Raw genomic sequence first — 20,848 nt, 5'->3', positions numbered from 1 at the left:
TTACAGGACTTACGCACAGAATCCATGGGTAGGGTGGGCAAAACCTTGCCCACCCTACAGGTAGCTGTTGATCGTTAATTGTTAATCGTTAACCGTTGACCGTCAACAGTTATCTGGATCCAGAATTTTACAATTATTTATCGATTCTGAACTCACGCACTTAGCACTTAAAACTTATTACTCCTCACTCACAACTATTTCTCCTATGTCTCCTTGGTCTAGCTTACCTGCTTGTCCCTATTCCTACCTTCTTTGTTTATCACCATGTGTAGCGATCGCCATGTCTGTTCGTCCTTATATTCCGGATTTCCTCCGTCTGCCGATCTCTGCGAATTCTCCATCTACCCACTCTCCCCAATGTCTCCACTCTGGTCATCCCATCGCTAATGACGTAAAGAGGTAATCATTAAATGATAGTCACCCCCAACTTAATTGCTCAATTTAGTAATGGAGCCTCCCAGATTATCCAAAATGGTCGTACCGGACAAATTGCGATCGCAGAAGCCATGAATGAGCTCTGGAGTGAAGTCCTCGGAGGTGGGTTGTATGCTGTGATCGCTAAACTGGGGGTGTTTTTTGCCGTGGGAAGCTTAGTTCTATTCATGACTCAATGGGCAAAAGCCTTAATAGAATACGATGAGCCAATTATGTGGTCTGAGATCATCTGGCCCTTATTAGTCGCAGTTTTGTTAGCGAATGATGGGGCAATGTTAGCCAATGGCACCCAAGGACTCAGAAGTGTAATCAACAATACCTCTAATTCACTACTGCAAAACACATCTGCCAGAATTTCTTTGCAAGAATCATACCAAATTGTGACAGAAAATATTGGGGCGAAGGCGGTTATTGATTCCTTGGTTTCTCAATGTGATTCTATCGTCGATGTTCAACAACAGGTGGATTGTTTAACAAATGCAGAGCAACAAGCACGGGACTTTTCTAAAACGTTACCGACATCTGAACAATGGTTCGATAAAATTGGTTCATTGCTTAACCCTCTGAATGTTACTGAACGAGTAGGCTTTGCCTTACAAACGGCAGTAACGGGTTGGTTAATGTCGATTGGTATGGCATTTCAGTGGGTAGCAGAAGTTTCGATGTTGCTAACCGGACTATTAGGTCCATTAGCGGTAGGGGCCACATTATTACCTGTGGGGGCTAAGGCAATTTACGCTTGGTTAATTAGCTTTTTCTCCATCGGTTTAGTTAAAATATGCTACAACATTATTGTTGGCTTAGTCGCCACATTAATTGTTAATGCTGAGAGTTATAACCCATTAGTTTTTGCTTTTGTCGCTGGATTAATTGCCCCCATCCTAGCGTTAGTATTAGCCGCTGGAGGAGGTCTAGCTATTTTTAATAGCTTAAACTCCTTCAGTGCTTTTGTATTAGGAGGCTTGAAATAAATGGAAAGCACGACTAGTTCTCCTCAGAATAAGCTAAAATTTCTCCAAAGAGGTAAGAAGAGTACTTGGTTATCCAGTTTCAATGTGACGGATAGTCTGGGGATTATCTTAATCAGCAACTTTGCTTACAATACCTTAATTCTGTTTTTCCTAGCCCTGTTGTATGGCGCTCAAGCAAGGCTAGCTAATAAGCCAGCTCCTTCCTTGGTGCAATTGAATACTGGTGAAACCACTGCCGTAGAAGCCATTGGGAATAAAGAACGGACACCAGAGGTAATTAAAGCATTTACAATTAAAACCATGAGTGACCTGTTTACTTGGACAGGGCGATTACCTGGAAAAGATGGCGTTCCCTTTTCTAACTTAGACTCTGATCCAGGAGTAGAAATTCAGGGCAAAGGTAGGCGTCGAGGTAAAATATCTACTCAAGCCTGGAAAGCTAGCTTTGCCTTAGCCGATGATTTTCGTGATCCGTTTCTCCTAAAGTTAGTAGACTTAACGCCATCCAACGTATTTAAGGGTAAAACACAATTTGCTTTTGTCCCCCAATTTGTCAGAGAACCTATTAAAATAAAAGAAGGGGAATGGACAATCGATTTGGTTGGCACCTTAACCGTTCTAGATACTACCAATAATTTGCCCACCTATATTCCCTTCAACAAACAGGTGCATGTACGGGCAGTGGAGCCTCCTAAGTATTCACCAGCCATGGCAGACGATAGTCTACCTCCAATTATTGCTAAGGCGAGAGAGAAAGGTTTGGAGGTAGTTAGTATCAAAGATTTAGACTCAAAATAAACCTGAATCCTAAGTCCAATAGTCCTGATTATAAGACTCCACTAATCCGTGCATCTGTCCGTGTTTACACATCCGTGTTGTGGGACTAATGACTACATCAACTGGAATAACTACAGCAACTGGGATAAATTATGAAGCTATCAGATCTCAAAGACTTTGATGTCCAAAACCTGGAACATAAATCTGAAGAAGAAATTAGTAAAAAAACTCTGATTCAGCAGAACAGTGGTGCAGAGAATACCGCCCCGACATGGACAGAAGAATCCTTAGCTGAGTTGCTAAAATTTGATACTAGTTATGACCAAGAACAAAATCCTACAAGTCAGGGTGTAATAGCATCGAATGATGGTACCGCTGATTTAGATCCAGACTTAAATGTTACCCAAGCGGAATTCGCAAAATCCGGTTGGGCAAAAGGCGCTTCCGTTGGTGCAGTAACTGGGTCAATTGCTGTAGTCGCCGGATTAGTTTTTACAGGGATGACCTCCTTGTCTTCTAAGAAGAAATTGGTCGAAAAAGTTACTCCAATTCCCACCAGTGTTGAGAAGGAATCGGAAAACGCGACCGATTCTGAAATCGGACGACTGAAGACTGAATTAGCCCTAGCCAAGCAACAAAAACAGATTCAAGCCATTCAAGAGAAAAAAAGACCAAAAACAACCATAGAGCTTGCCAAGTCAGAAGAACCCCCATCACCGAAAACAGCTCCACCACCTCGTCCTAGGCCAGCAGTGCGTTCAGCACCACCCCCTCCTGTGGTAAGAGCATCAACCCGTCCAGCACCCCGTCCAGTACGGCAACCGGTGATAATTCGTCAAGCTCCCCCACCACCGCGTCCAGTGCAGCAACCAGTAGTAATTCGTCAAGCTCCCCCACCCCGTCCAGTGCGGACAGCACCAGTGCGGAGAGCACCAACACCACCCCCTGTGGCAAAAGCACCAACACCTCCTCCACCTCCTCCAGCCCCAGCACCAAAGATAGATCCCATGGAGCAATGGCTGGCTTTGAGCCAACTGGGAAGTTATGGTTTGAGTTCTGGCAATACTCCAGAAGCGCCAGAGCAAAATGTGGCGATGATGGAACCAAGCCCACAAACACAACCAGTAGCCCAACGAAACAATGGGATCAGGGGACGCTCTACTATTGCTAATACATACTCAATTCCAGCTGTACAGAGAGTTTCCAACTCTCCCAATCCTCCCCAACCCCTCAATGGATCTCCCGTTATTTTTGCTGATCAAGTTGCTATCTCAGAAGAAGCCAGTATTTTAGCTGGCAGAGCAATCAGACGGAAGCTATTTTCCTTTGGTCAAGAAGCAGCTGGAGAATTAGTGACACCAATTGTTTGGACAAAGTCGAACCTATCTCGAAATTCTCAACAACCAAATTTGGATGAACGATTTGTGGTGCGTCTGAGTGAGCCTCTAGTGGATGAAGATAACCAAGTTTTGCTCAAAGCTGGTACCAAAATTGTCTTTCTCTGTGACATGGTTGATGACAGTGGACTAGTGAATAGTGATGCGATCGCATTAATCATCGATGACCAAGAATATCAGTTACCCCCAGGAGTGATTAGTCTCAGAGGAAATAAAGGTAATCCCATGGTGGCGAATGTCTGGGATCGGGGTTCTGATGATATCGCCAAAAATGACATGATCGCCTTCTTGTTTGGTTCTGCTGCCAAAGTAGGAGAAGTACTCAATCAACCTGAACGGAGTCAAATTATCACCTCCAGTGGTTTTGGCTCAAGCCAGTCTAGCACCTTCACTAGTCGAGACCGCAACCTCTGGGGAGCAGTGCTTGAGGGAGGGTTTAAACCTCTTGCTCAGGACATTGTAGAGCGTAATGCTTCAGCAACACGCCGACTACAAAATTTGCCCAAATTGTGGTATATGGGTGCCGGGAGTTCAGTACAAGTTTTTGTCAACAGACCCTTTGAGTTGTAGTATAGCGGTTTTCAATTTGGTGAGGTACAGAGTTCCTGATTTTAGGGAACAGGGAACAGGGAACAGGGAACAGGGAACAGGGAATAGGGAATAGGGAATAGGGAATAGGGAACAGGAAAGAGAAACCCACCCCTAACCCCTCCCAAAAATATGTACCTCATATAATTAAAAACTGCTATAAATTTTGACAGTATATTTTTTTATTTTAGGAGCTTATAAGTAGCCATGAATAATTTTTTTTCAGCCTTGCAAATTCAATTAGGTCAAGAGTTAAAAATTAAACCAGCCAAAACTCAAATTCTTTTACTATTTGCTTTATCCCTTTTTCTAGCTAAGCCAGCTTGGGCAGATCCTGGTAATTCAGCTATAGCAGTCAAACGGGTAAGTCTAACCTCTTCTGGGCAATCTTCAGTGCCTCAAAATAACCCATATCCAGTAGCCTTGGCTCCAGGATATGGGGTAAATATCAGTTTCATTTCTACTGGGGAAGTTATTGAAAAACTCTGGATTGATAATCCCTCATTCGTTGCTGTTGATGTCGATGGTTGCTTAGATAACTTAGTTGCTAAAAAAAACTGTGAGTATAATCAAGCAACTGTAATTCATTTGCGCCGCATTGAACAACTTGATATTCCTGGTATCCCAAAGACAAATAGCACACTTTTGACAGTAGTTACTCGTTCTGTTGAGGGTAGGCAGATTTACCTATTTAACGTGACTCCAGCTGACCGACCTAGCGAAGTAGTCATTGAATTTAATAAACCTACTCCTTCCGTAGATTTTATAGTCGTCGATGCCATAGAGCGGGGGATCTTTCGAGCAACCTTACAAGGACTGTTAGTCAAGGGTTCACAACTCCATAGAAAGTTAGATAATTTCGTCGTTTTTCTCAAAGACGGTCAGACTATTTCAAATGCCGCCACTCAAGCCGGTATTTCTTTGGAATTGGCCGATAAATTGCAAAAAATGGGTCGTCGTCCAACTGTTCCAACAGCCATTTCACAAAGAGATGAACAGAAAGACACCATTGAAGTCCTAACTAAAGAAGTCGTAATCCAGGAGAAAAAGAATGAGCAGTAAACATCAGATAAAATCAAATAAAAAGAAACCTTGGTGGCAAAAGGATAACCATCGGCGAAAAGCATTTATTCTACTCTATTGGTTCGTCACTGGCTTAGGTCTTTGCTTTGTACTTTCTGGTATTCTTATTGCCTCTGGATTAAGAATGCCAACAGCGGTCGCAACTCTTACTCCTGTTCAAAACAGTAAACTACCAGTAAAAGAAACGAAAATTGAACCCAAGGTAGAAGCACAAGTAAAACCACACGTAAAACCAAATGTAAAACCCAAGGTAGCATTAAATGCTGCAAGTTATCCTCTGCAAGACTATGTCCCAACCACAGCTTGGGAGGGGACAAAACTACCAAATTGGAATCAAGTCACCTTCGGAACTTTTCCCGGTATTTCTCAAGGGGGTTCTTTTCAAGCGTCTTCAGACGTGATTCAAGCCGTAGGTTATGACCCATCAAGGACATGGTTAGCTGGTCAAACACCAGACCAATATATGAAATTAGGAGACTTTCAGCAGATATTTGAGCTACAAAATTTTAGCTTGAATAACATTATGTCCCTAACCGGATTGGACTTAGGAAATTTGTCCTTAGCAGATTTTGGGTTAATGAGCTCCCAAACCTTAGGTAGCTTAGTAGACGCCATCCCTGATTTGGAGAGATATACTATAGAACAGCTGCAACCAGTCTTTGGTTTACTATCCATCAATTTGGCCAGTAGCTTTGACCCAACAGAAACCTTAGGAGACTTTTTAGCATTCTCACCCCACCTCAGAGACCTTTCCTTTGACACCCTTGACCTATCGGTTTATGGCTTAGATTCCCTACCTGGTATTGATGTTGCTCCCCTCGCTGCATTTAAGGATTGGCAGAATACCAATATCGCTCAAGTTCCTGGCTTATCCCAAGTACCATTTTCCCAATTTCCCAATCCGATTCAAGCACAAGGGAGCGCCATTGGTATTTTGGATATCGCCTTTGGCATAGCTGAATCTCAACGCAATAATACCATTTCCGGTAGTGATCAAGAAGGATTTAAAGTTCCCTGTGAAAGTGAATGCGCTCATATCGAATTAGCTGGTCAGCCAAGTATCAAAGGTAAGCAGTGGATTAGTGGTAAATATCAAGAAGTTGAAGGAGGTTCCGGTTTTTTAGGACAAATAAATGATGGGATGGAACCCACTGGTAGACACCCCTTTGGCGATGCCTTTAAGGTAGTGGTTTGGGATACATCAGAAACAGAAGGCTCTGCTGGTACAGCCTTGTTTTTCCGCTATTGTGTCCGTAACATGTTTGTGGATTTAGGTTGTACACCCTATTTCATCGGTCCTGTACCATTTCTGTCCTACCAGGAGCAAGACCCGATCTTTTTAGGCTTACTTTAGTCATTAGTAATTTGAAAATTGTTAATTGTTAAGCTGTTCAGCATTTAGATTGGTATACCTAAATTAATCAAAGGGAACAGGAATCCCCCCTTCCCCCCTTAGTAAGGGGGGAAGGGAACAGGTAATCACCAATTTGAATGCACATCAGCTTACAGGACTTACGCAAAACTAGGCTAAAAATACGATATAGCATTTATTGATTTGGTGAGGTATACAGGATTTTACCCCTATTCCCTAACCCCAGCATCATTGGCGATAACTGTATCTCTTTCTTGTACCCAAACAGGCAATCCTGTGGACTGACTATTACTCATTGAAGTGTCTCAGTTCAATTGATTAGAATTCCTCAACAATTTTGCTAAATTGTCTTCTTGTTACCATGGCAAGTACATAAAAATTAAACTATTTGATAGGATTGTAATAGTAAACAATAAAATGAAATATTAAAATAATAAAATAATGTAATAATCACTACAAACTAATGACTAGTAGACCATCGTGGTAGGATGAGGTGAACATACTGCGATCGCATCTCCTGGTATGGAATCAGCTTTGGAATCAGCTGAGCGAGTTGCTGGAGAGATTTTGGCTCGTGTTGTCTGAAAAAGTAAAAAGGGCAAAGTAAACAGGATAGTAACCCTTACCTTTGCCCTTGCTAATTGATGATATAATTGATAACTATTGAGGGTTAACCGTCAACAGTAATTTTTGGTCGTCTACTAATAATCAAAAGTGCGATCGGACTGATCAAGATCAACATCCATACCTCCGGTTCAGGAACACTGGAAACATTAAACGGATTAGACGGCTGATTCAAGTCTTCTTCCCCAGTTTCCACCTCTCGGTCAAAGCGATCGCTCGACGCTTCTGCTTTTTTGAGCATCCTTCGTTGCTCATCATTCACCAGCACAATCATTGATGAATAGGGACTGACAATGTCATAGGTCTTGGCTATGCCATGAATCCGATCCAGTTCTTCTACAGAGCCATTCAGGTTTCCACTCAACCCTAGGATAAGTTGCCTGGCCGCCAGTGGTTCAAATCCAGTTTCAGTAGTACTTTCAGCAGTTCCTGATTCCATAAACCAAGCATAGCCATCCGCCACACTTACCACCGATGACCCCAAGGCTTCTTGAGTCGCTATCCGCTGGATCACCCCTTGGATATCGCTAGAGACACCACCACCACTATTTTGAATCAATTTTAGAATCCTATCATTGTAGGCTGAGGGTAATTGATTACCTAAATGAACCATCCACAGGGGTGCAGCCACCACCGCCACATTTTTATTATCCTCAGATAACTCATAACTACCCTGATCAGTCACCAGTAATATCCCGTCATAAGGGGTATTGCCACGCAACTGTTCAAACTGTTGCAGCATCTGTTCAGGTTGGATAGAGCCATAAAAGGTGATCTGAGCAGGATTAAAATCACTGATATCATCAATGCGTTTGGCTTGATGATCGATCTTGTTATCTATTGCGTCAGTGATGTACAAATCCGCATCATTGTTAGTCAAGCTCTGATCAGCAAAACCCTGTTGTTGCAGCCAAGTGAATGTCTTTTTGACCTGGGATTTGTGAGCAGCCATACTCCTGGAACTATCGAGAATGACAGCAAACCGCTTACCCTCTAATTTCGTGAGGTTAGTGTTTCTTATTGCGGATTTCTGCAACAGGTCTAACGGTTTAGCCGAAATGCGGTAGCCATCCCCTAAATTCACCTGATGAACCATGGGTTGCTGGGGTTGATCTACTGGCAAAAATGCTTCTAACCACCTATCAGAAAAACCCCGTTTTACTTTACCATTGCGGATGCGCTTGGTGCGATTTGTCCAAAAGATATTGCGTTGTTCGTTTAACTGAGGTAAAGGCCAACCCTTCTCTTGTCGCATCACCTTGTAGGTCAGCCACAGATGCATTTCCGTTGCGCGATCGCTACCATTTCTTTTCTCCCATGAGGATAACGGAGGAGGAACGGGAAATGCTCTGAGACGATAATTCCGGGGTCCGACTTGCTCAAGCAGCGCTGGGTCAACAGGACGCGATCGCCTGACTTGGGAATTGTAAACCTGTTGTGCAGCACCCCGTGGGGAAACTTTAAATGGAAAGCGCTGATTGCGGTCATCCGTTTCACCTAGCCACAAGCCAGTAATAGCTGCCCCTTCTGGTAAGGAAAAATAGTAGAGTACTTCCTCAACATCAGTAGTTTTATTCTCATACACCTCGTAGATTTCCACATCTGCCCAATCCCCATGGGCATCTAAGGTTACCTCTTGCTTTCGCAGCCACACCCGTTCTTGATCGATATTCAACAAACCCGCCTTAGCTTGGTCAATAATCGCTGTAGATTGTAGAGCATGTTGAACAGCTTTTCGTTCTGCTTTCTGAAGTGGTGTATCAAAGAATTCTCCGTAAAGCTGTTGAGCTTTTTCGACATCGTCTCGGGATCCCTTATACAAAAACGGTGACATAACCAGATTGTAGCTATTTTGTAATAATTGACATAGGGAATCTGGCAGGTCAAAGACATCTTTGTACATGGCGTAGATATGGTTATTATCTTGTCGGGTACTCAGATACCGATAGGGGAACAAATTTGCATTAACTAACCCAGTGCGAATTATATCAGACTTAGCTATCAAGGCTTGGCGATCGCTATTCGTTTTTGGATAATTTTCTAGGAGCTTAAACGCCTCCACTTGAGCTTGTACATTCAAGGAAAAGAACAGAATTATCCAGACAGTAACCACAGCTAGTGCCCCTTTAATCGCCCGATTGCGCCCATACTTTCTGGCAAAAGCCCTTAAGATCCGCTGTCCGGAATGCATATATAGGGCTGTAAATGCTGAGGGCATTCCTAGAAATAGGGTAATGCTAAAGCCATATAGGAGTAATATTAATAAACCGATTATATCGGTATAGATCCAGTAGAACCGCAGATCATATAGCCATTGAAATTTGAAGAAACTTTGGATGAAAGCACCAGCAACAGGAACAACATAAAACAACATCAACACCCCGACATAAACACTGGTCAAAAGCATCAAGGTGTGAGCGATTAGTTGTAGCAATGCTACTGGTTTACGATTAGCATCATATCCCCATACCACTTCGGCAGCAAATGCCAGGATACACACCAAAACTGTACCCAATACTAAGGTGCTAACACTGGTAAATTCCCGGATCAAGAATAAACGAATCAGGCACCAAGCAAACAAGGGTGCTTCCACACCATAAAACAAGCGCATTAACTCCCTTGGTTGCTTGCTAAGACGCCAAGCACCAATGACAGTACAGACTGTTGGTACTGCAATTAATGCTACAAACGTAACGAAGAAATCAACCGGAACAGCACCATCAAAGGTCGCCCGGATTAAGGGAATACCAATAAATGGTAAGATGCCAATATAGACAACTGTGATAAACATCAGATTCCACAGCAAAAAAATACTGTAAAAACTGATATCAAGGATTTGTTTCAGAGATTTTTGTTTCATTGTATTGCTCTATACCAAAGGGAACAGGGAACAGGGAACAGGGAACAGGGAACAGGGAACAGGGAGTAGGGAGTAGGGAGTAGGGAACAAAAATTCTCACAATTCATTTAGGATTGGTTTATCAGTTATCAGCTATCAGTTATCAGCTGTCAGTTGTAAGCTATCAGTTGTAAGCTATCAGTTGTAAGCTATCAGCTAAAGGCCTGTGGTCAGGCTACTTGAGATGCTTTTGAATAAAATAAGCTGACCACTGACTACTGACGGCTGTTCGCGTAGCGTGGCCAAAGGCCAAGGCTGACCGCTGACGGCTGACCACTGACCGCTGACCACGGACCGCTGACCGCTGACGGCTGACCACTGACCGCTGACGTTAAGCTTTGATGAATAGCATCATGGATAGTGCTAGCAAAAGTCTGAATCTCAGCACTATCGGGATTGTGTTCACTATCGAAGAGGACAGAAACTAGCACCCAAGTCTTGTTGCGGTGGGCGATATAATCCCAGATTCGGGATAAGAAATCATCTGTAGTGCCCTGGGGTGATTGAAACCAGTAGGTTGCTGAACGTTTGCCGTCTTGCAGAGATACCCACCGTGCCTTTACTGACTGATTGAGCAAGGTTGGCTTAATGGAGTCTACCTTGAAACCATTGCCCACCAAACATAATTCTGGTGGATGGTGAGCTTGCCAAGCGCTACTGGCTACCAACAGCATTGAACCGGAGAGATTGCCATAGACAAACCGTTGCTTTTGAGCAATAGGTAAGCCATGATTATCAAAAAATCGTTGTTCAGCTTCCGTTAGAGGTAGGGGTTCAGATACCAGTTGCTGGGGTAATTGAATCGATGCAATCGCATTTACCTTCTCTTGAATTGCTTGAATTTGACCTACCAGCCCTAGAGCTATAACTACAATCAGCAGCCAAGTGATACTCTTAGACTTTTGCTGAAACTTATAGCTGACACCAGTCTTACAGCCGTTTTCAGATGGATTGACCTCACTAGCTTTAGCTGTAAGCCCCCTAAATCCCCCAATTCTGGGGGACTTTAACTCAATTTCCCCCCAAAGTTGGGGGGTTAGGGGGGCGAAACTTGCTGTAACTTCAGCAGTAGCCTGGGGATGCCCGCTTTGTTTGTGTAGCCGCCACTGACTATCCTTTAGTGCCAGACCGGAATTCGACCCATATCCTAAATTTCCCCTTCGATTAGGGTTTCCTTTTTCCAAACTCCCTTGTTTCTTATCCTTACCCAGCAATGACAAATCACTAAACACAGAAGTGGCCAACATCAAACCCCCGGAATTCTGAGGAACCGTTTGCAGCAGCATCCAACTGAAGGCACAAGCTAAGATAAAACCAATCAGTCCGAGAGGGACATGTAGCACTTCAGCAATTTGTTGCTGTTGCCAGACTTCTATAATCATCACTAACAGCAGCACCCGGATTGTATTAGCGATCGCTAGCAGCACAAGATTTGCAGTACAAACCAGTAACCAACGTATTCCCAGCTGACGACGTTCTAACCAAGTAGCTGCGAGTAAAAACAAAGTCCCTGTCCACAAACTTTTCAGACCACTGCAGGGCAAATCTACCTGAGCAATGCCGTTTTCCATGACAATAATGTCGTGGGAGGAGATAGCTACAATGTGCCAAGCTGATAGCATCTGTTCCACAGCATGAGCAGTGATCACCCTTACTGGAAAACCCAAACCACTGTTAAACTCAGTGCTGAAAGGGACAACACAGGCAACTAAAATTGCAGCAGGTAACCCTTTACGCCAAAGGGATGGTGGGATAAACAAGCCCCATAACCCATAGCTACCCAGTAGGAATAGGAGTAAGTTGAGTTGTGGGATATACACCAACCACCTGAATGCGATCGCACTAATCCCAGACCCTAACATTAGCAACAGGGGATAGAGTCTTAAGGTCGGAGTTGCTGACACAGTTATAATTAAGCGATCGCGCCATAGCTGTACCAAACAAGCCATGAGCACAATACCGATTAGCATCAGATTTAGCAGTGATGCGTACTTAAATGACTCAAATAGCCATTGCAGTGCCCAGATATTCCCCAAAAGCCAAGCCACTACCAGCACGATGGTGCTGGCGAGGTTTTGACCTCTGGGGGGATCTGAATTCATCCCAGCTGTCATAACAAGTTTCTCCTTCAGAGAAATAAAGTGTGCTAAAAAGGACTATCTATCGGGAGCTATCACTTATGCAGAGCATTTCTAAAAAAGCTATAGCCCCTTCATGGGTTTTAGCTTGCTCTGATAATACATATAGCAATTATCATAGTCATGAGGTACTTTCGTTCTGGCTTTTAGGGAGCAGGGAGCAGGGAGCAGGGAGCAGGTAAGAGGCAAGAGGTAAAAAATCCTGTGTACCTCATAGCTATAATAAAGGCTATAGTTCATAGGTTATGCAAATTTGACCTGATCCCTATCTACCTGATCGAACACAGTTATTTATTGGTAATTTGTAGTTAGTAATTGCTAATTGCTAAAGGCTTTCACAATTATCCATAACTCTTTTATAATTACCGTTTTCCCTACGCTAATCTGTCCAGATTTACGTTAGTAGCCCTTCAAATTACCTACCATTATAGGACAGATTTAAAAAAACAGTATAAAAACCGGATATCTAGGGCTCCTAAATAAATTGTGAGAATTTTTGCTCCCTGTTCCCTGTTCCCTGTTCCCTGTTCCCTGTTCCCTTTTGTTTTTGTCATAAAACTTCACAAAATTCCATGAATCAGACATTTGAACAGTTAAAGCAGCATAACTGGACTAATTTTATCACCCATCATTTACGGAATTGGTATGGGTCTTGGACAATTTATTCTCCTGAAGGTGAAGTGATAGAATCCTTTGTAGGTAGTCGATGCTCTATTATTGATGCTGAACAAACTCACATTATCCAAACTAACGTATATATGTATGACAATGGAACTGAAGAGGAGAAGGTTTACCAGAATACTCCCAATAGTTTAATCAATGGTTTAGCTGATAAAACCGCTCAAGCCTCCTTTATGTATATGTTTGAGCAAGGGTCGGCTATTTGGACAGTAAATCGATTTGAACCAGAGGAGTTATTTGCAGTAGAGTTCTGGTTTAGATATCAAGAATTACGCCATAGTCTGCTAGTAGTGTATAACTCAGATGGAGAATTAACTAAAACAGTCAGTGTCCGAGAGGAGGATTTGCAAAAGCCCTGTGATCATTGGACACTTAACCCAGAGTTAATCCCCCATCGAGATATCCTTAATGGGGAAGAAGGATTAGCAATTACCCTTACCCCAGTCACCCAACTATCTCAGCCAACACCAACTCGTTTAGCTTGGGAATATCCAGACCATCAAACCTTTTATTATCCAGATGGGATATCATTAAGTTACCCGCCCAAACTGAAACCAGGAATGTCTTTCGTTGTGATTGGAGATTGGCAAGTTAATCCTGACATTAGACAACAACTGCTAGTTGATTATAATTCATCGGGTGAGTTATCGTGCTTAACGTTAAATAGTAATCAATAATATACACTGTTTTAGCATTTTATACTTCCCTATTCCCTATTCCCTATTCCCTATTCCCTATTCCCTATTCCCTATTCCCTATTGTATTTTATAGAATAAACCTATGGATCGAAAACTCCAAAATTGGAATAAATTCTGTCGATATTATTCAGGAGACTTGTATGGGATTTGGACTAGATACTCGAGGGCAGGAGACGTCATAGAATCTTGGCGCTGTATTAGAAGCTTTCGTCCCACAGCAGATTGCCATGAAATACATCAGCAAAATCACTATACTTATGCTAATGGCAAGACGGAGACAAAAACCTTTGGGCCCTACAAGCAACCTATAACAACTGGCTTGTTTTTAGACAACGGCTTTTCCTGGGGTTCCACCAAAGTAAAATCCGGCTCCACGTTTTTTTCTGATATATGTTTAAGGTATGAAAATAGTCGTGCTACTGCGATTGCCAAATACGATGAAAGTGGCAGCTTGAAACGCTTTACTGTGTTTCCGGAACACCTAGGACATTTCGTGAATGTGGCTACTCTACCTCCCGCCCATCAAATTAGTAGCGACTGGCAAGGAACAGTCCAAACAATAACCCCGGACTGGCAAATTTCAGCCCCAATAGTAACCTCATGGCAACCCTTAGACGATTTACCTGAAGATTACCTGAGGTTACACTTTACTAACGGTATTTCAATCAGTTGTCCGGCACAGGTAGAGAGTGGAAAAGCGTTTTTTGTGGCAGTGGATTGGCTGGTTAACCAGACTTTATTGCAACGAGGCACTCGCCACTATGATAAATCGGGCTTTAGCAGTTTTACCCTAGAAGTATTTATAATTTAGTAAAACTATGATAAAAAATATATTTAAAAATACTCTTAAGCCCCAAAAACTACTTTTTTCCGATTCCCGATTCCCGATTCCCGATTCCCGATTCCCAATTCCCGATTCCCGATTCCCGATTCCCGATTCCCGATTCCCGATTTAACACTAATGAACTAGTTAAATCAGCCAGTTACTCTAACTTCATAGTTCACGGTTCCTAGCCAAGACATCCCAGGTATTTGGTATGGCTTGAATTTAAAACTATCTAAGTTGCCATACTTGACTATATGCTTCATAAAATGTTGAGAACCTTTAAAAATATCAACACTATTAGGTATAGAGTTATCTTCTGATCCTAAATTTAGAGGTAATTTAGCTAAATCCTTGAGAGACTTTAAGGATTCATAGGCTGAAGAAAACTGGATATAGGTAGAAATAGCGCTACGCATTTTTGAATCAAGTCCAGCCGGATTCTTAAGTTTATCCTCTTCAATAACTGCACCAAAGCGCTTTTTAATAAACGTCCTAACGTTTTCTGAGTAGGACTTGGAATTATACTGATAAATCGCCTGAGTAATAGAAGATTGCTTACCAGAGTTAATCATCTTCCCTACCACGTAAGCTGCAATATCCGCAGTATAATCAGAATCTCTGGCTAACCTATCCAAAGCTTCTTCGACACTGTTAACATCTATGTTGTCATTGGGGTCTCGATAGGCCACAATAGCCGAACCAATATCTCCAGCCCATGAGGTATGGTCACCAGTCCAACTAGTGAAATCTGACCATTGGAATCCAGGCTGATCAATTTGATCAGAAAGGGAACCGATAAAATGGCCAAAGTCAGTAATTTCACCACTTAATACTAATTCATTGATATTGAGTTTTCCCTCAAATTCATCTCGAATATACTCTTGGTGATACCCCGTAGCTGTACTCCATAACCGACTAGTATATTCCTTCTTAGTGTACCCACGCAAATGATTAACAATTTCATAAGCGGATTTACCAGGGTTCTCACTTTCAATTTTCTCGATGAATTGCAATGCTTCTTGTAGTTTAGACATAGGTTTAAACTAGATGAATCCCTCTTAGTCATACTGTAACCTACGTCTTGGAGTTGTTAGATTCCGGATTTGTTGGCCAGATTTAGGTTGTCAGGTTGTCAGGTTGTCAGGTTGAAGGTTGAATGGTTGAAGGTTTAAGGTTGGATGGTTGAAGGTTGGATGGTTGAAGGTTGTTCGCGTAGCGTGGCCAATAGGCCAAGGTTGGATGGTTTAAGGTTGTTTGGTTGTTTGGTTGTTTGGTTGTTTGGTTGAACGCGATGGACTTCGTCCCGCAGTCGAGCGATCGCGTGGCCAATAGGCCAAGGTTGTTTGGTTGAAGGTTGTTTGGTTGAAGGTTGTTTGGTTGTCAGGTTGAACGCGATGGACTTCGTCCCGCAGTCGAGCGATCGCGTGGCCAATAGGCCAAGGTTGTTTGGTTGAAAGTTTTAAAGTTTAATAACCTGTAACCTGTAACCTGTAACCGCGTCACCTGTAACCTGTAACCTTTAACCTTCAACCGGTTAACCTTTAACCTTCAACCTTGGCCTATTGGCCACGCTACGCGAACAACCTTCAACCTTCAACCTTCAACTTTAAATTTTCAACCTTTAACCTTCAACCTTTAACCTTCAACCTTCAACCTTGGCCTATTGGCCACGCTACGCGAACAACCTTCAACCTTCAACCTTCAACCTTCAACCTGACAACCGCATTACAAAATAAAATTGCTGTAATCTATCGCATCGCAGCAGCAGGGGGCAAAACCAAGTTAGGGTTTGACCCCTGCCCATGACCGTTAAGGGTGTCATTGTCGGGATTATCCTGGAGTAAAGCCTCCCGAATCATCCGAGCAATCACTCGCTGTGCCAAACCACCAGCAATTTTTTGTCCCATTTCCTGGGTCTCCTGTTTTAGGAACACTTGAGGAATAACTGGCAACAATTGCATTAGGTCAAAACCAGGAGTGTCTTGTAAAATTTGCCAAATCCGTTGGATATTCTCAGTACTTTCGGGTTTATCTTCTGGCTTCTTGTCTTGATTATCTTGATTATTTATTTCTAAGCCTAGACGTTCCTGCAAGGCATAACTGACGTTATCCAATGTCCGCCTTCCAAAGCTATCGATAGCCTTGACAATCTCATTGACCAAGTGCTCCCGAATGAAAGCTCCTCGCTCTGAAAAAATAAAGTCTAGGGTCTGATCTAAGACTTGGTTGATATCATAATCTGGAGAATTTCCAGCATTACGCAACAGGTTTTCCAGACGGTTCCAACGGAAACCCTCATCCTTGAACAGTAAATCCCTCAAGGATGCCCGTAATTCTGGTGATGAATCCGTCAATAGGCGCTTGGCTACATAAGGATAGGCTTTACTGAGTACTTTGAAATCTGGCTCAACATTAATGGCAATCCCTTCTAAGGTCACGAGGGAGCGAATAATCAGAGCATAGTAAGCGGGTACCCGGAAGGGATACTCATACATCAAAGCTGATAACTGGTCAGTGATACTCTTGAAGTTGAGTTCTGCCACACTAGCTCCCAAGGCATTGTTAAAAACCTTGGCTAGGGCAGGAATAATTGGTGTCAGGTCTGTATCTGGGGTCAGAAACTCCAGCTTCACGTAGTCATTGGCCAAACCAGGGAAGTCACGATTGACCAGATGAACAACAGCTTCAATCAAACCATAGCGCTGATACGTCTTGACTTGGCTCATCATCCCAAAGTCAATATAAGCCAGCTTGCCGTCAGAGGTAGCTAACAGGTTTCCAGGGTGAGGGTCAGCGTGAAAGAATCCGTATTCCAGTAGCTGTCGCAAGGAACAGTTTACCCCAACTTCAATCAAGTGCTTGGCATCAATGCCTTGAGCCTTGATTTTCTCCATATCCGTCAGCTTACTACCCGTTATCCATTCCATAGTCAGGACACGACGCCCAGTGTAGTCCCAGTAAATTCGGGGAACATAAATTTCCGGTAGTTTGCCGTAAAGCTTGGCAAAGCGTTCAGCATTGCGCCCTTCATGCTGATAGTCCATCTCTTCAAAGATACGGGCACCAAACTCATCCATGATGGCAACCAAGTCACTGCGCACCCGCTTGACATTGGTTTGTACCCACTGTGCAACAAGGCGTATAATGTATAGATCAAGCGTAATTTTATGTGCCAATCCTGGTCGTTGTACCTTGACCGCAACAGTTTCGCCAGTTTTAAGTTTGCCCTTATAGACCTGTCCTAAGGAAGCCGCTGCCACAGGCTTTTCAGTCAGTTCAGCGAAAATATTTTCCGGGCGATCGCCTAATTCTTCCTCGATAAATTTATAAGCCACCTCATTCTCAAAAGGTGGGAGTTGGTCTTGTAGCAGCGTCAACTCATCCAAGAAAACTTGTGGGACTAAATCCGGTCGTGTGGAAAGAGCTTGTCCGATTTTAATGTAAGCTGGTCCTAGATCGGTTAAAATTTCCCGCAGTTGAATCGCTCTGGCTCGGTTCTCGGTAACATCCCGACCGCGAAACCGATCCCACCACAGACCGAGAGCAAACGATATGAATGACCAGATAATGCTGAAAGACCGCCGTAGAATTAGCAGGTATGCCCTCTGGTACTGGGCTGCGATCGCCGACGGGTCGTAGCGTGGTTTGTCTGTTTCCAAGACAGAGGATCCCGTTGTCGAGCTCAACTCTTCCTCAACTGAGCTATTGCTGCCCGACACTGGCACCAATGACTTGTCCGCATCAGCCTCTGAGTCTAGTGCTTGATGAGAAGTTGGGGAAACTGTTTTAGGATTCATAAGAAGATATTTCCGACGGACCAACAGAAGCGATTCTGTAAACTATTGTAACAAAAGGGGGATATCATTAAAACTTAATAAAGGTTCGGCAATCTTCATACCACAATGGTGGAATAACCCATTCCTGGGTAAGAATACTGATTTTTAGTGGACAATTGACGATATGGTTAATGGTGAACGGTCAACGATTACTAGAGTTAACCCTTAGACTTCAATTGGGTATTAGGGTGTGACTTTTCCTAAATTGTTACCAAATGTGTTTAAGATCACAATTTTCCCAACAGTGAATTTTGCTCAATGTTACTTTATTTGCGAATTCACAACTTTGCCTTAATTGACCACCTAGAAGTGGAATTCGGTGCTGGTCTAAATGTATTGACTGGGGAAACCGGTGCGGGTAAGTCCATTATTTTGGATGCCATTGACATTGCCCTGGGGGGAAAAGTCACCAATCGGCTTCGCACAGGGACTAAACGGGCTTTGGTAGAAGCAACATTCTCGGTAGATAACCCCTTGATTGCTTGGTTGAGTGAGCAAGAGATTGACTTACTTGATGAAGCGGATTTGGTCTGTAGCCGGGAGATTACCGCAACAGAAAAAGGCATGCGATCGCGTTCTCGGGTCAATGGCACGATAGTCAATCGGCAACTGATGGAGGGACTGCGTGAGCGCTTGGTAGAAATTACTGCTCAGGGTCAAACAATACAGCTTATTATGCCAGCACGCCAACGAGGGCTACTCGACCTTTACGGCGGTTCCTCTGTGATCCAGCAGCGAGATCGAGTGGCATCTGCCTACATGGCTTGTCAAGAGGCCAAGAAAGCTCTAGAAACACAGCAAAAGTCTCAGCAAGAACTCCTACAACGTCTAGATTGGTTGGAGTATCAAATTCAAGACCTCAGTGGTGCCAACCTTACCGCTCCTGACGAACTCGAACAGCTAGAACTTGAACACCAGCGTCTGAACCATGTGGTGGAACTCCAGCAGAGGAGTTACCAAGTCTATCAAGCACTTTACCATAATGATCACGGGACAAAAGCAAGTGCTGACTTATTGGGTCAAGCGGAAAGTACCTTGCAGGATATGGTAGACTATGATAGTCAATTGCAACCTCTGCTAGACCTAGTCAGTGGAGCATTGGCTCAAGTGGCGGAAGCTGCCCATCAGATTAATGCCTATGGAGATGGACTAGAGACTGATCCGGAACGTCTTCAAGTGGTGGAGGAAAGAATTGGGGTTCTCAAACAAATTTGCCGCAAATATGGACCAACCCTTGCTAAGGCAATCGCTCACTATGAGACCCTACAGGCAGAACTAGAAGAATTAGGCAGTGAAGGTGCATCTCTAGAAGAGTTAGAGAGAAATTATGCCTTGAGGAAGTCAAACGTGACCGATGAATGTGATCAACTGACCAAATTGCGGTATAGGGCTGGGTCAGAACTGGAAAAACAGCTGGTTAACCAGTTAAAGCCCTTGGCTATGGAGAAGGTAAAATTTACAGTGGAAATCAGCCCCATTGTCCCCACGGCAGCTGGTGCCGATCAAGTCACCTTTTACTTCTCTCCCAACCCCGGAGAACCCTTGCAACCTCTTGCTAAGACGGCTTCCGGTGGAGAGATGAGTCGATTTTTACTGGCACTGAAAGCCTGTTTTTCCAGCAGTAACCAGCCAGGAACAACCTTAATTTTTGATGAAATTGATGCTGGGGTGTCTGGTCGGGTAGCAGGAGCGATCGCAGAACGACTCTACCAACTCAGTCAACGCCACCAAGTTCTTTGTGTGACTCACCAACCGTTAATTGCTGCGATGGCAGACCAACATTTTAGGGTGGATAAACAGGTGATTGCTCAACCGATTTCTAGCATTTTGAAACAACCATCTTCCCCTCAAGGTAACCGGTCTGGCAGTACTCAAGTAGTTACCCAAATCCCGGAATCTGGAATGCCCGAGCTTCGAACTGTAGTAAGGATTAGCCTCCTGAATCATCCCCAAAAGCGGCAGGAAGAAATCGCTCAGTTAGCTGGTGGACAGTCGGCTCAAGACGCTATGAATTTTGCGGCTTCCTTGTTGTCCCAAGCTGCTAGCTGGCGTAAGACATGCACAGTGGGAAGACAGGACTAAGGCCAAAGGCGTTGCGTCAGTCTTTGAATGAATAGGAGTAGAGTGGGCATCCTGCCCGCCCCAAAAGATCGCCGAACAGGCAAGATGCCTATTCTACAAAACTCTTAAAATCATTCCATTATTAAGCAACGCCAGGCCAAACAGCTAAATGTTAAAACTTGTGAGGTTGTGATGCATTAGTTTAATAGTTGGATCGCAATTGATTAATTAAGCTACTGACAAATTAATCTAGAATGCACTATAATAATCCAGTCAGGCCATATTTAACTCTCAATCAGACAGAAAAAATCTACTCTCCGGGCCAGCAGAGAAGGTGCTATCTAGGTAATCAACAGATTAGCCTTAAACCCAGATCAATTCGGTTAACTGGCTCTGACGAGTCAATAAGTATCAATCTAAGAGTCAATAAGTATCAAAAAGACGCCATCATTAGATCGCTTC

Annotated in this window: 19 protein-coding genes; 11 read left to right on the top strand and 8 right to left on the bottom strand. The window is 43.5% G+C overall.

Features of this window, described 5'->3' with window-relative positions; all coding sequences use genetic code 11:
- Positions 1-205 precede the first annotated feature (205 nt).
- The 6 genes from F6K49_RS03855 to F6K49_RS03830 all read left to right on the top strand — a co-directional run bounded on the left by F6K49_RS03855 (position 206) and on the right by F6K49_RS03830 (position 6,605).
- On the top strand, positions 206-403 hold the full coding sequence (locus F6K49_RS03855) for a hypothetical protein (protein WP_293038126.1): 198 nt from the start codon (positions 206-208) through the stop codon (positions 401-403).
- Between the two features lie 7 nt (positions 404-410).
- Positions 411-1,406, top strand: a complete 996-nt coding sequence (locus F6K49_RS03850) for a hypothetical protein (protein WP_293026810.1) — start codon at positions 411-413, stop codon at positions 1,404-1,406.
- The gene (locus tag F6K49_RS03845; protein WP_293094349.1) at positions 1,407-2,204 is read left to right on the top strand and encodes a hypothetical protein; all 798 of its coding nucleotides are present in this window, start codon (positions 1,407-1,409) and stop codon (positions 2,202-2,204) included.
- 131 nt (positions 2,205-2,335) lie between these two features.
- On the top strand, positions 2,336-4,150 hold the full coding sequence (locus F6K49_RS03840) for a TrbI/VirB10 family protein (protein WP_293094342.1): 1,815 nt from the start codon (positions 2,336-2,338) through the stop codon (positions 4,148-4,150).
- Between the two features lie 225 nt (positions 4,151-4,375).
- A complete protein-coding gene (locus F6K49_RS03835; protein ID WP_293094335.1) occupies positions 4,376-5,230 on the top strand; it encodes a hypothetical protein in 855 nt (284 codons plus the stop codon).
- On the top strand, positions 5,220-6,605 hold the full coding sequence (locus tag F6K49_RS03830; RefSeq protein ID WP_293073511.1) for a hypothetical protein: 1,386 nt from the start codon (positions 5,220-5,222) through the stop codon (positions 6,603-6,605). Before F6K49_RS03835 ends, F6K49_RS03830 begins: the two co-directional genes overlap by 11 nt.
- 485 nt (positions 6,606-7,090) lie before the next feature.
- Here the strand turns inward: F6K49_RS03830 and F6K49_RS03825 are convergent, their stop codons facing one another.
- The 5 genes from F6K49_RS03825 to F6K49_RS03805 form a co-directional block, all read right to left on the bottom strand.
- Positions 7,091-7,225 (bottom strand): hypothetical protein, encoded by a 135-nt coding sequence (locus F6K49_RS03825; protein ID WP_293030175.1) that lies wholly within the window; start codon positions 7,223-7,225, stop codon positions 7,091-7,093.
- A 68-nt stretch (positions 7,226-7,293) separates the two neighbouring features.
- The gene (locus F6K49_RS03820) at positions 7,294-10,107 is read right to left on the bottom strand and encodes a TIGR02921 family PEP-CTERM protein (protein ID WP_293094324.1); all 2,814 of its coding nucleotides are present in this window, start codon (positions 10,105-10,107) and stop codon (positions 7,294-7,296) included.
- Positions 10,076-10,207 carry a hypothetical protein gene (locus F6K49_RS03815; RefSeq protein WP_293071376.1) on the bottom strand — a complete coding sequence of 44 codons (132 nt, stop codon included), beginning with the start codon at positions 10,205-10,207 and terminating at the stop codon, positions 10,076-10,078. The genes F6K49_RS03820 and F6K49_RS03815 overlap by 32 nt, the downstream gene beginning before the upstream one ends.
- A gap of 154 nt (positions 10,208-10,361) precedes the next feature.
- Positions 10,362-12,260, bottom strand: coding sequence for an exosortase O (gene xrtO, locus F6K49_RS03810; protein ID WP_293094316.1), 1,899 nt, complete (start codon positions 12,258-12,260; stop codon positions 10,362-10,364).
- 87 nt (positions 12,261-12,347) lie between these two features.
- Positions 12,348-12,524 carry a hypothetical protein gene (locus F6K49_RS03805; protein ID WP_293030166.1) on the bottom strand — a complete coding sequence of 59 codons (177 nt, stop codon included), beginning with the start codon at positions 12,522-12,524 and terminating at the stop codon, positions 12,348-12,350.
- A 332-nt stretch (positions 12,525-12,856) separates the two neighbouring features.
- Here F6K49_RS03805 and F6K49_RS03800 point away from each other — a divergent pair, with 332 nt between their 5' ends.
- From F6K49_RS03800 to F6K49_RS03790, 3 genes are all read left to right on the top strand, one after another.
- Positions 12,857-13,642 (top strand): DUF3598 family protein, encoded by a 786-nt coding sequence (locus F6K49_RS03800; protein WP_293094311.1) that lies wholly within the window; start codon positions 12,857-12,859, stop codon positions 13,640-13,642.
- A 103-nt stretch (positions 13,643-13,745) separates the two neighbouring features.
- Positions 13,746-14,474, top strand: a complete 729-nt coding sequence (locus F6K49_RS03795; protein WP_293094307.1) for a DUF3598 family protein — start codon at positions 13,746-13,748, stop codon at positions 14,472-14,474.
- Positions 14,475-14,481: 7 nt separating this feature from the next.
- Complete coding sequence (locus F6K49_RS03790) at positions 14,482-14,619, top strand: hypothetical protein (protein ID WP_293029504.1); 138 nt, start codon at positions 14,482-14,484, stop codon at positions 14,617-14,619.
- Positions 14,620-14,638: 19 nt separating this feature from the next.
- Here F6K49_RS03790 and F6K49_RS03785 read toward each other — a convergent pair whose 3' ends face one another.
- Together F6K49_RS03785 and F6K49_RS03780 are read right to left on the bottom strand one after the other, a co-directional pair.
- Positions 14,639-15,523 carry a hypothetical protein gene (locus F6K49_RS03785; protein WP_293094304.1) on the bottom strand — a complete coding sequence of 295 codons (885 nt, stop codon included), beginning with the start codon at positions 15,521-15,523 and terminating at the stop codon, positions 14,639-14,641.
- A gap of 134 nt (positions 15,524-15,657) precedes the next feature.
- Entirely contained in the window at positions 15,658-15,921 is a 264-nt protein-coding gene (locus F6K49_RS03780; RefSeq protein ID WP_293029509.1) for a hypothetical protein, read from the bottom strand.
- A 122-nt stretch (positions 15,922-16,043) separates the two neighbouring features.
- Between F6K49_RS03780 and F6K49_RS03775 the strand changes: the two genes are divergently transcribed.
- Positions 16,044-16,295 carry a hypothetical protein gene (locus F6K49_RS03775; protein ID WP_293094302.1) on the top strand — a complete coding sequence of 84 codons (252 nt, stop codon included), beginning with the start codon at positions 16,044-16,046 and terminating at the stop codon, positions 16,293-16,295.
- On the opposite strand, the gene F6K49_RS03770 is transcribed toward F6K49_RS03775, so the two are convergent.
- The gene (locus tag F6K49_RS03770) at positions 16,238-18,286 is read right to left on the bottom strand and encodes an AarF/ABC1/UbiB kinase family protein (RefSeq protein WP_293094300.1); all 2,049 of its coding nucleotides are present in this window, start codon (positions 18,284-18,286) and stop codon (positions 16,238-16,240) included. The genes F6K49_RS03775 and F6K49_RS03770 overlap by 58 nt on opposite strands.
- 297 nt (positions 18,287-18,583) lie before the next feature.
- On the opposite strand from F6K49_RS03770, the gene recN reads away from it, so the two are divergent.
- A complete protein-coding gene (gene recN / locus F6K49_RS03765; RefSeq protein ID WP_293029518.1) occupies positions 18,584-20,407 on the top strand; it encodes a DNA repair protein RecN in 1,824 nt (607 codons plus the stop codon).
- Positions 20,408-20,848: the final 441 nt, after the last annotated feature.

The organism is Moorena sp. SIO3I6 (genome assembly GCF_010672095.1).
Note: the sequence above shows the minus strand (reverse complement) of the source record. Positions and strands in the feature narration are given on the sequence as shown.

What these genes read in the sequence shown, in the direction of transcription:
- F6K49_RS03830 (WP_293073511.1), top strand. Translation starts at nt 5,220, where the DNA reads ATGAGCAGTAAACATCAGATAAAATCAAATAAAAAGAAACCTTGGTGG.
- F6K49_RS03805 (WP_293030166.1), bottom strand. Translation starts at nt 12,524, where the DNA reads ATGAACTATAGCCTTTATTATAGCTATGAGGTACACAGGATTTTTTAC.
- F6K49_RS03835 (WP_293094335.1), top strand. Translation starts at nt 4,376, where the DNA reads ATGAATAATTTTTTTTCAGCCTTGCAAATTCAATTAGGTCAAGAGTTA.
- F6K49_RS03855 (WP_293038126.1), top strand. Translation starts at nt 206, where the DNA reads ATGTCTCCTTGGTCTAGCTTACCTGCTTGTCCCTATTCCTACCTTCTT.
- F6K49_RS03840 (WP_293094342.1), top strand. Translation starts at nt 2,336, where the DNA reads ATGAAGCTATCAGATCTCAAAGACTTTGATGTCCAAAACCTGGAACAT.
- F6K49_RS03770 (WP_293094300.1), bottom strand. Translation starts at nt 18,286, where the DNA reads ATGAATCCTAAAACAGTTTCCCCAACTTCTCATCAAGCACTAGACTCA.
- F6K49_RS03850 (WP_293026810.1), top strand. Translation starts at nt 411, where the DNA reads ATGATAGTCACCCCCAACTTAATTGCTCAATTTAGTAATGGAGCCTCC.
- F6K49_RS03800 (WP_293094311.1), top strand. Translation starts at nt 12,857, where the DNA reads ATGAATCAGACATTTGAACAGTTAAAGCAGCATAACTGGACTAATTTT.
- F6K49_RS03820 (WP_293094324.1), bottom strand. Translation starts at nt 10,107, where the DNA reads ATGAAACAAAAATCTCTGAAACAAATCCTTGATATCAGTTTTTACAGT.
- recN (WP_293029518.1), top strand. Translation starts at nt 18,584, where the DNA reads ATGTTACTTTATTTGCGAATTCACAACTTTGCCTTAATTGACCACCTA.
- xrtO (WP_293094316.1), bottom strand. Translation starts at nt 12,260, where the DNA reads ATGACAGCTGGGATGAATTCAGATCCCCCCAGAGGTCAAAACCTCGCC.
- F6K49_RS03785 (WP_293094304.1), bottom strand. Translation starts at nt 15,523, where the DNA reads ATGTCTAAACTACAAGAAGCATTGCAATTCATCGAGAAAATTGAAAGT.
- F6K49_RS03795 (WP_293094307.1), top strand. Translation starts at nt 13,746, where the DNA reads ATGGATCGAAAACTCCAAAATTGGAATAAATTCTGTCGATATTATTCA.
- F6K49_RS03845 (WP_293094349.1), top strand. Translation starts at nt 1,407, where the DNA reads ATGGAAAGCACGACTAGTTCTCCTCAGAATAAGCTAAAATTTCTCCAA.
- F6K49_RS03790 (WP_293029504.1), top strand. Translation starts at nt 14,482, where the DNA reads ATGATAAAAAATATATTTAAAAATACTCTTAAGCCCCAAAAACTACTT.